Consider the following 13,351-nt stretch of genomic DNA (forward strand, 5'->3'; position numbering starts at 1 on the left):
CCCCGTGCCTCTCGCGGCGGGCGCCCCGCGCCACCACCGCGCGAGAGTGACACCACGCAGGTCCCACGCCCCGGACACCTGCCCTACGTGCCCCTCGCGGCTGGGAACGACGACGGCCCGGCGCCGGAGCGGGTGCTCCGGGGCCGGGCCGTCGAGGTGGGACCGGGTCAGGCGTCGCGCGAACCGCCGCGGTCGCCGTCGCCGGAGGCGGCCGAACCGACGCGGTTCGGCGTGCCGTTCGGGCGCGGACGCGGTGTGGGGCTCGGCCCACCCTTGCGGCGCATGTCGACCGCGACGGTGTCGGCGTCGAGGCCTCCGTTGCGCGCGGGCGGGGTGTTGCCACCCGGCGTGACGCTCGGGGTCGGCGACGACGAGCTCTTCGGCTTGATCGACACCGGCTTGCCCGGCGCGGGGCGGCGCGGCGTCGGGGAGGACGACGACGGCGAGGTCCCGACCGTGGTGGTCGGCGCGTCCGACGCCCCGTCCGGGCCCGCCGCTGCCTTCGGTGCAGCGCCCGCCCCGTTGACCGCCGGAGCCGGCTTGGGCGCCGGGCCGGGCTTGCCCTGACCGTTCTGGCCGTTCGTGGCGCCCTTCGCGGTGGGCGACGGCTTCGACGCACCCGCCGGGGCCGACGACGAGGGTCCACCGGACGCAGCCGGGCCGGACGACGACGGAGCGGGCTGCGACGGGGTGGAACCGCTCTGCCCGGGACCGGAGCCCTTCGGGCCCTGCGGCCCCGCCGCACCGTTCGACCCGCCACCCGGCTTGGCGCCGGTCTGCTGCTGGCCCGCCTGCGGCCCGCCCGGCTTCGCGCCGGACTGCGGCGTGCCCTGCTGCTGCCCGGCCGGCTTGCCGCCGGACTGCTGCTGGCCGGACTGCTGCTGCCCGGCCGGCTTGCCGCCGGACTGCTGCTGGCCGGACTGCTGCGGCCCGGACTGCTGCGGCCCGGACTGCTGCGGCCCGGACTGCTGCGGCCCGGACTGCTGCTGACCGGCCGGCTTCGGGCCGCCCTGCTGCTGACCGGCGCCGCCGGTCGGGCCACCGGGCTTCGCGCCCGCCTGCTGGGAACCGGGCTGCTGCTGACCGGCGGGCTTCGGCCCGCCCTGCTGCCCCTGCGCACCGTTCTGCGCCGGGCCGGCCTGCGGCTTCGGGCCGCTGGGGGCCGGGCCCGCCTTCGGGGCGTTGCCGTTCGTGCCGGGGGTCGACGTACCGGGACCGGAAGGCCCCTGTCCGCGCCCACCGGCGGCCTGGCCGTTCACACCGTTCGCGGGCCCCGCGTTCTTCGCGCCCGGGCTCGGCTTCGCGCCTCCGGCTGGGCTCGGCGACGCCGCTCCCCCGGAAGGCGGCTTGGACGGGCCACCCGGGCCCGGCCGACCGTTCGGCCCGGCGGCGCCGGACCCGTTCTGCTGCGGACCAGGCCCCTGGGCAGGGCTCGATCCGCTCCCGGACTTCGCCGCGGCCGCGGCAGCGCCCACTGCGGCGGCGGCACCGGCGGCACCGGCGGCGACCGCCCCGGCCTTGCCCGCGCCACTGCTCTCGGAACCCGAGGAACCCTGCGACCCCTGCGACCCCGAGGAACCCTGCGACCCCGGCGCCCCCGAGGACTTCGGCGCGTTCGAGGCACCCTGTGAGGACCCCGAACCACCGGGACCACCGGACGGCCCCGAGGCCGCGGCGGGCGTGCCGCCGGACTCGCCGTCCCGACCGCCCTGCGGGCCACCCGGCGAGCGCTGCGCCGCCTCCGGCTGACCGGCCGCCGCCTTGGCCGCCGCGAGCTGGGCCGCGGAGACGGGCGTGGTCGGCGTCGGGTCGACGGCCGGCTGCGGCGCGGGCGGCCCGGAGGGCCGCGGCGGCGGAGGCAGGGGACGACCCGGCGGCGGGTAGTAGCCCGGCGGCGGCCCGAGGACCGGGTTCGCGCCGGTGGGCGGGCCCATCATCGGCGGCCGCGCGCCGTCGGGGTCGCTGGAGACCCACGCGAGCACCCGGTTCCCGGTACGGCGCACGGCCTGCGAGCCGTAGAGCACCACACCCACGAGCACCAGCAGGAGCCCGGCGAGCGCCCCGCCCGCGACGCGCAGCACCGAGTTCGACTGGCTCTGCGTCGGTGTGGACGGGTCGCCCGTGACGTCGGTGGTGATGCGCGGCGGCTGGCCCGGCGCCGGGGTCTCGAGGACCTGGACCGCCTGGGTGAACGACTGGGTCACCGCCCGCGCGGAGCGGACGGCGTCGTCCGGGCTCGCGCCCTGGACGTCGATGGTGAGCACGGTGGTCTCGCTGCCGGCGTTCGCCGTCACCCGCGAGGCGAGGTCCGGCTCCGAGATGCCGAGCTGCTGTGCGGCCGGGCCGAGGACCTGGTCGCTCGTGACGAACTCGGCGTACGTCGACATCCGCTGGTTGACGTACTGGTTCGCGTTGTAGACCTCGTCGGCGTCCCCGCCCCCGCCGCCGGAGACGAGGACCTGGGCCTGGGAGGTGTAGCCCTGCCCCGACACGCGGAGGTCCACGACGAGTCCGACGACGGCGCCGAGCACGGCACCGAGCACGAGCACCCACCACGCCTTGCGTAGCGCTGACGTCACGGTCATCGGTGTGCTCACTCCTCCATGGTGCCTGCGGGGACGGCAGGTCGTCGGGGTGGGCCCGGCGGCGGCATCGGGACGGGTGCCCCGGGAGGCCCCGGCCGACGCATCCCGGGGACCGGCCGGACCGGCCACGGCGACCACGTGGCGAACGCCCCGAGCGCCGCCATGAGCGTGACCGTGGTGAGGATCGCGGGTCGGTCGACGAGCATCGTCTGCAGGCTGGACTGGGCCGCGAGACAGGCGAGGCCCATCCCGACGACCACCACCATCGGTGCGCCCGGAGATCGTCGGCGCCAGGACAGCAGCACCGTGGAGAGGATCCGCGTGCCGGCGAACGCGTAGGCGAACAGGCCGAACACGCCCATGTAGAGCCAGATCCGCAGGTACTGGTTGTGGATGTACGGGCGCGGGTCGACGTACGGGCGGCTGAGGTCGTTGTTGTACTGCGGCAGCTCGCCGCCGTAGTACTGCCCGACGCCGACGCCGACGAACGGCTGCCGCTCGAGCGTGGCGTACGCGGCCGCGTTCTCCCGCAACCGGTCCGGGAGGCTGTCCTCGCCGTAGGCCTGGCCGGTGACGACGCTCGTGGCGCGCAGCGCGATCGCCTTGGCCTGCCCGCCGGCCAGGCCGGTGAGGGCCACGCTGAGCCCGATGGCCCCGACGACGACGAGCACCGCGGCCCGGCGGACGAGGCCCTTCGGCCCGTGGGTGACCGCCGCGACGGCGACGATCAGCAGGATCAGCGGCGCCCACGTGGAGCGGTTGAAGCTCGCCGCCTCGTGCAGCACGCCGATCAGCACGAGCCCGATCCACAGCCACCGCGGCCGGCGCGGCATGAGCGCGGAGAGCAGGAGGATCAGCAGCGGCGCCCACATGTCGAGCGTGGGGCCCGAGAGTCGCGCGACCGACGAGGTGTCCGAGCCGGTGATGACCGAGCTGCGCTCGTCGACCAGCAGACGCGACCAGCCCATGACCGCCGCGACCAGCACGATCGAGCTGCAGACCCCGGCGATCGAGAGCATCACCGAGATGAGCTGGTGGGGGCGGCGCGCGAAGGCGTAGTACACCGGGAAGAAGGCCGCCACCATCAGCAGCGCCCGATAGTTGTCGATCATCAGGCTGAACGAGCCGCCGAGGGCCAGCGCGGCGACCGCGCCGATGGTCGCGGCGCTCAGGATGGCGATGATCGGCCAGGTGAACAGCGGCCGCGGCGACCGGGCGATCCCCCGCCCGCGCAGCAGCAGCACGAACGCGAGGAGCAGCGACACCTCGAGGACCGTCGGGGTGACCGGGCCGAGCTTGACCAGGTCGACCTTCTCCGGGAAGACGCCGACGCCGGTGAACAGCAGCGCCGCGGACGACCAGCGCGGGTCGGCCTTCTTCCAGGTCCACACGGCCGCCGCGAGCACCGGGATCAGCGGGAAGATCGCGAGCCCGGTCAGCCCGTAGCCGACGATCGACAGTGCGGCGATGCCGACGGTGACCTTGCCGACCGGCGAGCGCAGCCCGCCCACGACCAGGTCGCGCAGCGCCTCGTGCATCACGGCCTGGTTGAGCTCGACCATGCGGCGGCGGGACCGGATGGTGAACGGGGCGAGGTCGCGCGACCAGCGCCCGGGACGCAGCAGCGAGCAGGCGAGCAGCGCGAGGACGAAGCCGGCGACCGCGCCGACGATGCCCCACCACCGGGCCTCCTGGACCCCGTGGTCCACGGCCGGCCCACCCGTGCTGACCACGCGCGCGGTCACCTTGGAGTCGGCCGACCCCGGGTAGCGCTCACTGCCGACGACGACGTCGGCCAGCGCCTGCGCCGCGGTGCCCGCGTCGGCCGAGACGGTCGCGGCGTCGTCGGAGGTGACCGTCACCTCGAGGATCTCGGTCGCGGTGAGGTGCTTGGAGGAGATGCTCACCGTGGCGGGGTCGAACGGGGTGTTGCCGGGCCGCGCCCCGATCTCGGCGGCACGGCGGGCCACGGCCTCGCTGCTGCCGAGCGTCTCCCACGTGCTGAGCCGGTCCTGCACGTAGCGCGAGCCGCGGGCGATGTTCGAGTCCGTCGGCATCGTCGAGTTGAAGACGACCTCGGAGGTGCTCTGCCAGCGGCCGACCGAGGCGAACACCCCGGCGAAGGTGATGCCGCCGGCGAGCAGCGTCGTCAGCACCACGACGGCGACGGCGACGCGCAGGTGCGGGCTCGAGCGCCGTCCCGTCGGCGGGCCGGGCTGCTGCCGCGGGGCCCGGGGCCCGGGCGCGGAGCCCGGGGGCCGGTGGGCCTCGACTGCCGTCATGCCACGCGTCCCATCCCTCGATCGTGTCGGTCCGGCCGTACGGTTCCCGTCACACGTCCGGCCGCGTCGGTCCCTCGGCCGGACGGCGGCGTCGGCCGCTCCCGCCCGGGCAGTCTAGGACCGCCCTCCGACAGCCCGGTCACCCGCCGGTGGGCGGGCCCGTCCGCCGGGGCCGTTCCGCAAGACGCCGCGCCGCTCGCGCGCGTGCGCCCCCGGTGACATGGGTCACCTCACGCCCGCGGCTCCGCCACCCGCACGACGGGGTCGACGACGACCCACCGCCCGCCCGCGGCCTCCACCTCCGGGATGCGGCCCCGCATCTCCTCGAGCAGGTCGGTGACGAACAGGACGACCTCGTCCGGCCCCCGCCGCGCCACCTCGTCGGGACCCACGATGGGCACCGGCACCCCCGGGAAGCGTCGGCCCTGCTTGCCCGGCGACCCGTCCGCCACCGCCGGGAGCAGGTCCGGCCCGATGTGGGCCCGGTTGAGCAGCGGCACCGCCCGCGACGCCGCGGCGTAGCCGAGCACCGAGCGCCCCGCGTCGCGCACGGCGGAGAGGTGCTCGGCCAGCGCGTCCGCGCTCGCCGCCGTCGCGCCCTCGAGGGTCCCGACGACCGCCGGGTCGAGGACCCCCGCGGCCGTCTCCGCCGCGACGAGCGCGTCCACCGACGCGGGCTCCGTCGGCCCGCCCACGCCGTGCCGACGGGCGGCGAGCAGCACCGTCCCGCCGTAGAGGTCGAACCGGAAGGCGTGCGTGGCCTCGAACCCGACCTCGGCGAGCATGCGCACCAGCACCGGCGTCGAGTAGTAGGCGAAGTGCCCGTGCCGCAGCGCGTTCCACCCGCCGTCGGCGACGATCGCGGCGAGCGTGTGGAACTGCAGCAGCAGGGTGCCCTCGGGCGCCACCGCCGCGGCCCGGCGCGCCAGACCCGCGGCCTGGTCGGCGTCGTGCATCAGTCCGAAGCAGTCGATGACGAGGTCCGCGCCCTCCCCCTCCGGCAGGGGGGACAGCCCGACGTCGGCGAGCAGGTCGAGCCACGACCCGCCGTGCGGGCTGCCGAACTCCGTCACCGTCGTCCGGGCGGTCCCGTCCGGCGCCGAGAGCAGCCCGGCGTCGCGCACCCGGCCGACCGCGTCGCGGGCCTGGTCGATCATCGCCTGCGGCTCGGCGCCGCGCGGTTCCTCCGGGGTCGTCGGGTCCTCGGCGAGGTTCGCCAGGCCGCACCCGGAGCACAGCCACATCCGCAGCGGGTGGACCGGGTCCGGACCCGGGTCGTCGACCGCCGGGAAGTGGTCGGCCGCGGGCTGGTCGCCCAGGTCGAGCACCACCGTCCCCGACGTCGAGCCGCACCAGCGGCAGGTCACGGTCTCGGAGACCTCGCGGGTCGACACGGGTCGGTCCTTCCTGACGACGGATGGTGGGAGACGGAGCGGAGCGAAGCTCGACCCGGATGGGAGGCTTCGGTGATGGAGGTTCGCACGAGCGCGATCGACGGTGTCCTGGTGTTCGTCCCCACCCCCCACCGGGACGACCGCGGGTTCTTCACCCGCACGTTCGACACCGCGATCGGAGCGGAGCACGGCGTCGACCTCGGCGCCCTGGCCCAGGACAGCCAGTCCCGCTCCCGGGCGGGCACGATCCGCGGGATGCACGGCCGGCGCGGGGCCGGCGAGGCCAAGCTGGTCCGCGTGGCGCACGGGGCGGTGCACGACGTGCTGGTCGACGCCCGCCGGGGGTCGCCCACGTTCGGCACCGTCGCGAGCTTCCGGCTCGACGACGTCGACCACCACCACCTGTACGTCCCCGCGGGGCTGCTGCACGGCTTCCAGGCGATCACCGACGCCGACGTCTGCTACCGCATCGACCGGCCGCACGCGCCCGGCGAGGACATCGGGGTGGCCCACGACGACCCCGACCTGGCCATCGACTGGCCGGTCGAGGTCACCGCGATCTCCGAGCGCGACCGGACGGCCGGCTCGTGGCAGGACCTCCTCGCCACGCTGTGAGGGGAGGATCGCCCCGCCCCACCCCGCGTGAGGGGTCCCCTCACGCGGGTGGGGCGGGCGGATGTTCCCCTCACGCCGGGCCAGCGGCGGCCTAGACCGGGCGCAGCGTCGCGTCCAGCGTCCCGGCCTCCTGCCGGGCGTGGAGCACGGCGAGGCGGGTGAAGCGCCGGTCGAACGACTCCTGGGTCAGACCGCGGGCGCGGTACTCGCGCAGCAGCTCGGCGGCGCCGTCGGCCAGCGACCACGACGCGCGGAACTCCGGCAGCTCCTTCTCGATGCGGGAGAAGTCCACGCGGTACGAGCGCGGGTCGCCGCCGGTCTCGCCGGTGACGATCAGCTCGGCCTCCGGCACCGCGACCTTGACCGCCTCCGCGATGTCGCGGACCTGCACGTTGTTGTCGGTGCGGCCCACGTTGAACGCCCGGGCGCGGACGACCTCGGCCGGCGCCTCCATGGCCGCGATGGCGGCGGAGACGATGTCGCGGCCGTGGCAGAGCGGACGCCACGGCGTGCCGTCGCTCATCACCAGGATGCGGCCGGAGAGCACCGCGTGGCCGACGAGGTTGTTCAGCACGATGTCGGCGCGCAGCCGGGGCGAGAAGCCGAAGGCGGTCGCGTTGCGCATCGAGACCGGCACGAACTCGTCGGACGCCAGGTCGACCAGGTCCGACTCGACGCGCACCTTCGACTCGGCGTAGGGGGTCACCGGCTTCATCGGCGCCTCCTCGTCGAGCACGTCGTCGGTGCCGGACGCGCCGTACACCGAGCAGGTCGAGGCGTAGACGAAGCGACCGACCCCGGCCTCCTTCGCCAGCCGCGCGAGCCGCGTGGAGGCGTGGTGGTTGATGTCGTAGGTGTGCTCCGGGGCGAGCGAGCCCAGCGGGTCGTTCGACAGCGCCGCGAGGTGGATGACGGCGTCGAACCCCTGCAGCTGCTCGACGGTGACGTCGCGCAGGTCGACGGCGAGCGCGGGCGGGTCGGGCTGCTCCAGCGACCCGAGGACACAGTCGGCGTACAGCCCGGAGTCGAGGCCGACGACCTCGTGCCCCGCGGCGGCGAGCATCGGGGAGGCCAGGGTCCCCAGGTAGCCCTGGTGGCCGGTCAGCAGGACGCGCACGTGCAACAGCTCCGTTCGGTGTTCTAGACACCCACCAGCAGGCGGGTCGGGTGGAAGCCCTCGGCGTAGCGGACCCCGGCCTGCACCCCGCGGATCCGCGCGAGGCCGCGGAAGGCCTCGTCGTCGAACCAGGTGCGACCGGTCTGCGAGGGGTAGTGCTCGTGCAGCAGCCGGATCTTGTCGTCCACGGCCTCCTGCGATAGCGGCCAGAGCAGCGGCGGCTGCGCCAGGTCCGGCTCGGCCTTGAGGATCTCGTAGCCGAGGGTGGCGTGGTCGCGGAAGACGGTGGGGACGAGCCGGGCGAGCTCGCGGTGGTCCTGGTGGTCGTCGGCGCGGTGGCCGACGAGCACCAGGTCGGGCTCGGTGGTGCGCCGGAAGGACTCCAGCGCCTCCTTCGCCCAGTCCCAGTGGTGGGGCAGGCGCCCGTCCGGCATGTCCAGCACGGTGACCTCCAGCGAGGCCCCCGGGCAGAACGCGGCCAGCGCCGCGCGCTCCTCGGCCTCGCGGGGCGTGCCGCCCCCGGAGAGCACCAGCGCGCGCACCCGCAGCCCCGGGCGGGAGCGGCAGATCGTCAGGACCGTGCCGCCCGCGCCGATCGGGATGTCGTCGCAGTGCGCGCCGAGCAGGACCAGCTCGTCGAGCTGCTCCGGGACCAGCCGCCGCATCACGTCAGTGCTGCAGCTCGCGGGTGACGAGGCTCTCCAGCGGCGTCATGTCCGGCTCCTTCTCCCACAGCATCCACGGGCGGGTGCCCGCGCGGTAGGAGGCCTCGAGCTGGTTGCGCTCCTTGAGGGTGTCCGCCGGGAGCCAGAAGCCCTCGTACGGGTAGCCCATGAGCTTGCCCTCGGCCGCGAGCGCGGTGCAGGCGTCGCCGACGAGGTCGCCGTTCTCCGGGATGCGGTCGATGACCGAGGGCCGCAGGACGAAGTAGCCCCCGTTCTCCCGCACGCCCATGTCGGTGACCGGGTGGATCGAGGTGATCCGGTCGTCGGCGTCGGACTCGACGATGTGGAACACCGCCTGCGGGAGCACCGCCAGCAGCGCCGCCTCGGCGTCCGAGTCGGAGAACCGCTTGACCATCTGGTCGAGCGGGGCGTCGGTGAGGACGTCGGCGTAGTTCGCCAGGAACATCTCGTCGTCCTCGACGAGGTGGCGCACCCGCCGCAGCCGCTCACCGATCGGCGACTCCAGGCCGGTGTGGACGAAGTGGATCGTCCAGTCGGCGATGTCGGAGCCGCCGAGCTCGATCTGCCCCTCCCGCAGGGTGAAGTCGTTCGACTCCGTCTCGCGGTAGTTCAGGAAGTAGTCCTTGATGTGGTGCGAGCCGTAGCCCAGGCACAGGATGAACTCCTTGTGCCCGAAGTGGGCGTAGTAGCGCATCACGTGCCAGATCAGCGGGCGCGGCCCGACCATCTGCATCGGCTTGGGGACGTCGGAGTCCCCATCCCGCATCCGCATGCCGAAACCGCCGCAGAACAGGACGACCTTCACTGCAGTACCTCTCGGGTTGACTCAGGCAGGGCTGCTGCCGGGCTCCACGACCTCGAGGGCCGGGATCGGGAACACGAGCTTGCCGCCCCACTCGGCCACCGGCGCCAGCTGGGCGGTGATCTCGTCGCGGAGGTTCCACGGCAGCACGAGCACGTAGTCGGGCCGGTCGGCGTCGATGCGCTCCGGCGGGTGGATCGGGATCCGCGTGCCGGGCGTGTACCGCCCGTGCTTGTAGGGGTTCCGGTCCACGGTGTAGGCGAGCAGGTCGGGGCGGATGCCGCAGTAGTTGAGCAGCGTGTTGCCCTTGCCCGGCGCCCCGTAGCCGACCACCGTCTTGCCGGCGTCGGCCGCGTCGATCAGGAAGCGCATCAGGTCGTTGCGGATGCGCGAGACCTCCCGCGCGAAGCCCGCGTGGCCCTCGACGGTGTCCAGCCCCGCCTTGGCCTCGTCCGCGAGGACCTTCCCGACGGCGGGTGAGCGCTCGGCCCCCAGCTCGCTCGGCCGGGCCCACAGCCGGATCGACCCGCCGTGGGTCGGGACCAGCTCGACGTCGACCAGGTCGAGCCCGCCGCTGGCCAGCGCCTTGATGGCGGTGCCGACCGTGTAGTACTGGAAGTGCTCGTGGTAGATCGTGTCGAACTGCCGGTAGGCCACGAGGGTCAGCAGGTGCTGGACCTCGATCGACACCCACCCGTCGTCGGCCAGCATCGCCCGCAGCCCCTGCGTGAAGCCCACGACGTCGGGGATGTGCGCGTAGACGTTGTTCGCGACGACGAGGGCGGCCGGACCGTGCTCGGCCCGCACCGCCGCCCCGGTCTCCGGCGAGAGGAACGCCGTGACGGTGGGGACGCCCTTGTCACGGGCCGCCTGGCCCACGTTCACGCTCGGCTCGACGCCGACCGCGCGCATGCCGTCGGCGACGACGTGCTGCAGCAGGTAGCCGTCGTTCGAGGCGGCCTCGACAACGAGCGAGTCCTTCGTCAGGCCCGCCCGCTCGGTGGCCGCGGTGACGAACCGGCGCGCGTGCTCGACCCACGAGGTGGAGAAGGACGAGAAGTACGCGTACTCCGTGAACGTCTCGTCCGGGTCGATCAGCGGCGGCAGCTGCACCAGCAGGCACGAGCGGCAGACCCGCGGGTGGAGCGGGAACGTCGGCTCCGGGCCCTCGAGCGCCTCGGCGGTGAGGAACAGCTCGCAGGGCGGGGTGGCCCCCAGGTCGACGAAGCTCTCCAGCTCCGTCGAGCCGCACAGGCGGCAGGCCAGGCTCGGCGCCCCCATCAGTAGGCCCCGTCACCCCGGAAGACGGCCGAGACCGTCTTCCACAGGATGACCAGGTCCATGGCGGGCGACCAGTTCTCCACGTAGCGCAGGTCCAACCGGACCGACTCCTCCCACGACAGATCGGAACGGCCGCTGACCTGCCACAGACCCGTCATGCCCGGCCGCACCAGGAACTTGCGCTTGGCGGCGTCGGAGTAGGCGTCGACCTCTCCGGGCAGCGGCGGGCGGGGCCCGACCAGCGACATCGAGCCCCCGACGACGTTGAACAGCTGCGGGAGCTCGTCCAGAGAGTAGCGGCGCAGCATCGAGCCGATCCGGGTCACCCGGGGGTCGCGGCGCAGCTTGAACAGCGGACCCGACCCGTCGTTACCGCCCGCGACCACCTGGGCACGGAGCCGGTCCGCGTCCGGGACCATCGAGCGGAACTTGACCATGCGGAACGTCCGGCCGCGCAGCCCGACGCGGGTCTGCCGGTAGAACACCGGCCCGCCGTCGAGCTTGACGAACAGCGCGATGAGCAGGAACACCGGCGCGAGGGCCAGCACCAGCCCGATCGAGGCCACCCGGTCGACGAGCAGCTTGCCGATCCGCGGCACGCCCGAGAGCCGGGGCTCGGTGAGACGCAGCAGCGGCAGGCCGTCCACCGGCGCCACGTGCAGCCGCGGCCCGGCGACCTCCATGAGGCCGGGGTCGACGACGAGCTCGGAGCCGGTGCCCTCGAGGTCCCAGGCGAGGCGGTGCAGGCGCTTCGGGCTCCAGCCCGGGGTCTGGGCCACGGCGACGACGCCGAAGCGGCCGGAGCGCACCGAGGCGGGCAGCGAGTCGAGGTCGCCGATCACCGGCACGCCCGCGACGTGGCCCTGGCCGTCCTCCCCGAGGCCGGTCGGCGTGCAGGCACCGGTGACCACCCAGCCGATGTGGGCGACGCGCCGGGTGCGCTCGATGAGGTCGCGCACCGACTCCTCGGTGCCGATTGCGAGCACGGGCAGCAGGCCGCGGCCACGCTTGCGGGCCTGGTGCAGCCAGCGGCGCAGCGTGTACCGGCCGGCCATCGAGAGCAGCCCGGCGATCGGGAGGATGCCGAACACCCAGGGCCGCACACCGGTGCGCTCGAGCACGAGGCCGGCCAGCGCGAGCAGGATCGCCGCGGTGACGTAGCCGCGCATCAGGCGGCTCCACTCCTCGGAGCCCTGCCCCAGCACCCGCGGGTCCCAGGCCCGGGACGCACCGATGGCCAACGGCACCAGCACCATCGAGACGGCGGCGAGCGCCCAGGGGTTGGTGCCGCGGTCCGCGCTGCCCGCGCCGAAGCCGATCAGGGCGCCGAGCACGGCGCACACGGCCAGCACCAGCAGGTCGCTCGCCGCGACCGCCAGCGCGAACTTCGACTGCCAGCTCGTGGCGGTGGCGACGCTGCCCGGCTGCCCGGGGCCCTCGTCGTCCCAGATGCGGATGAAGCCCGGCGCGGTCGGGTCCGGGTCCACGAACGGCTCGGGAGCGCCCGCGGGCTCGCCCGACGGCGGGTGTGCCGTGGTGGTCGGCGCCCCGCCCGCCCGGGTGCTCCGCTGCGTCTCCGAAGCGCGCGGTCGGGCTCCGCTCCGCTGCGTCTCCGCCGCCGCGGGTCGCGCTCCGCCCCGCTCCGGCGTGGCCGGGATCTCGCCGGTGTCGGCCGGATCGGTCCGGCCGTCCAGCTCGGTGCCGCTCACGCGTTCGCCCCTCTTCTGAGCGCCGGGACGCGGCCCGCTGGCCGCACTCCCGTCGCCCGACGTCGATCGTCGCCCGTGCGGTGGTGCGGGTGGCCGGGCGGGTGGCCCGCGCACACCTCGTGTGTCCGCTCCACGCGCCCACCTCCCTCGCACGGCGTCCGCCACCGGCCGGCGGATCGGGTTCTCCACCACGAGAGACGCACGTGCGCCGGGCGGGTTGCGCGCCGGCCCCGCGTGAGTCACGTCATGCGTCCCGACCGCGGCTCCTGGTGGGGATCAACGAGGGCGCCGGTCCCCGGTCACGGGCGCGACCGGGGACTCTCCGGCGCGCCGTGTCACCATGAGCGCTGCGGACCGCCGGTCCGCCCATCCGCCGTGGTGTAAGGGCAACACCTCGGATTTTGGTTCCGATGATCCTGGTTCGAATCCAGGCGGCGGAGCAGCACGTCGAGCGAGCAGGAGCGTCGTGGAGGGCACGCGGGTCGCCGCCGCCGGGGCCGTCGTCCACGACGCCGCCGGTCGCCTCCTGCTCGTCCGTCGGGGCCGGGCACCGCAGGCCGGGCGCTGGACCCTGCCCGGTGGGCGGGTCGAACCCGGCGAGTCGCCGGCCGAGGCCGCGGCCCGCGAGGTGGCCGAGGAGACCGGGATCGTCGTGACGGTGGGACCGGAGTGGCTCGTGCTCGAGCGCCCGGGCCCCGACGACGTGGTCTTCGAGATCCACGACTTCACCGCGGACGTCGTCGGGGGCGAGTTGCGGGCCGGGGACGACGCGGCGGACGCCGGCTGGTTCACGGCGGCCGAGCTCGCCCGGCTGCCGCTCACCACCGACCTGTTCGGCATCCTCGAGCGGGCGGGGCTGCTGCCGCGGGTGTGACGCTCC

Annotated in this window: 10 protein-coding genes and 1 tRNA gene; 3 read left to right on the forward strand and 8 right to left on the reverse strand. The window is 74.8% G+C overall.

Annotation, left to right across the window (positions count from 1 at the left end; all coding sequences use genetic code 11):
- Nucleotides 1-167: 167 nt before the first annotated feature.
- The 3 genes from ACQPYX_RS26340 to ACQPYX_RS26350 all read right to left on the reverse strand — a co-directional run bounded on the left by ACQPYX_RS26340 (nt 168) and on the right by ACQPYX_RS26350 (nt 6,261).
- Nucleotides 168-2,585, reverse strand: coding sequence for a Wzz/FepE/Etk N-terminal domain-containing protein (locus ACQPYX_RS26340; protein WP_433800251.1), 2,418 nt, complete (start codon nt 2,583-2,585; stop codon nt 168-170).
- An 8-nt stretch (nt 2,586-2,593) separates the two neighbouring features.
- Complete coding sequence (locus ACQPYX_RS26345; protein ID WP_433800253.1) at nt 2,594-4,867, reverse strand: O-antigen ligase family protein; 2,274 nt, start codon at nt 4,865-4,867, stop codon at nt 2,594-2,596.
- A gap of 230 nt (nt 4,868-5,097) precedes the next feature.
- Nucleotides 5,098-6,261, reverse strand: coding sequence for a class I SAM-dependent methyltransferase (locus ACQPYX_RS26350; protein WP_433800254.1), 1,164 nt, complete (start codon nt 6,259-6,261; stop codon nt 5,098-5,100).
- Nucleotides 6,262-6,336: 75 nt separating this feature from the next.
- On the opposite strand from ACQPYX_RS26350, the gene ACQPYX_RS26355 reads away from it, so the two are divergent.
- A complete protein-coding gene (locus ACQPYX_RS26355) occupies nt 6,337-6,876 on the forward strand; it encodes a dTDP-4-dehydrorhamnose 3,5-epimerase family protein (protein WP_433800255.1) in 540 nt (179 codons plus the stop codon).
- Between the two features lie 91 nt (nt 6,877-6,967).
- On the opposite strand, the gene ACQPYX_RS26360 is transcribed toward ACQPYX_RS26355, so the two are convergent.
- The 5 genes from ACQPYX_RS26360 to ACQPYX_RS26380 are packed head-to-tail and all read right to left on the reverse strand — an operon-like array spanning nt 6,968 to nt 12,471.
- Nucleotides 6,968-7,993 carry an NAD-dependent epimerase/dehydratase family protein gene (locus ACQPYX_RS26360; protein WP_433800256.1) on the reverse strand — a complete coding sequence of 342 codons (1,026 nt, stop codon included), beginning with the start codon at nt 7,991-7,993 and terminating at the stop codon, nt 6,968-6,970.
- Between the two features lie 23 nt (nt 7,994-8,016).
- Nucleotides 8,017-8,658, reverse strand: coding sequence for a PIG-L deacetylase family protein (locus tag ACQPYX_RS26365; RefSeq protein ID WP_433800257.1), 642 nt, complete (start codon nt 8,656-8,658; stop codon nt 8,017-8,019).
- A 4-nt stretch (nt 8,659-8,662) separates the two neighbouring features.
- Nucleotides 8,663-9,484 carry a sugar phosphate nucleotidyltransferase gene (locus tag ACQPYX_RS26370; RefSeq protein ID WP_230758176.1) on the reverse strand — a complete coding sequence of 274 codons (822 nt, stop codon included), beginning with the start codon at nt 9,482-9,484 and terminating at the stop codon, nt 8,663-8,665.
- A gap of 21 nt (nt 9,485-9,505) precedes the next feature.
- Nucleotides 9,506-10,762 carry a class I SAM-dependent methyltransferase gene (locus ACQPYX_RS26375; RefSeq protein WP_433800259.1) on the reverse strand — a complete coding sequence of 419 codons (1,257 nt, stop codon included), beginning with the start codon at nt 10,760-10,762 and terminating at the stop codon, nt 9,506-9,508.
- Nucleotides 10,762-12,471 (reverse strand): exopolysaccharide biosynthesis polyprenyl glycosylphosphotransferase, encoded by a 1,710-nt coding sequence (locus ACQPYX_RS26380; RefSeq protein ID WP_433800261.1) that lies wholly within the window; start codon nt 12,469-12,471, stop codon nt 10,762-10,764. The genes ACQPYX_RS26375 and ACQPYX_RS26380 overlap by 1 nt, the downstream gene beginning before the upstream one ends.
- A 369-nt stretch (nt 12,472-12,840) precedes the next feature.
- Between ACQPYX_RS26380 and ACQPYX_RS26385 the strand changes: the two genes are divergently transcribed.
- Together ACQPYX_RS26385 and ACQPYX_RS26390 are read left to right on the forward strand one after the other, a co-directional pair.
- A tRNA-Gln gene (locus ACQPYX_RS26385) sits at nt 12,841-12,911 on the forward strand.
- Nucleotides 12,912-12,937: 26 nt separating this feature from the next.
- On the forward strand, nt 12,938-13,345 hold the full coding sequence (locus tag ACQPYX_RS26390; protein ID WP_433800262.1) for an NUDIX domain-containing protein: 408 nt from the start codon (nt 12,938-12,940) through the stop codon (nt 13,343-13,345).
- The last annotated feature ends 6 nt before the right edge of the window (nt 13,346-13,351 follow it).

Origin of the sequence: Actinomycetospora sp. CA-084318 (assembly GCF_050955885.1) — a bacterium.
Lineage (GTDB): Bacteria > Actinomycetota > Actinomycetes > Mycobacteriales > Pseudonocardiaceae > Actinomycetospora.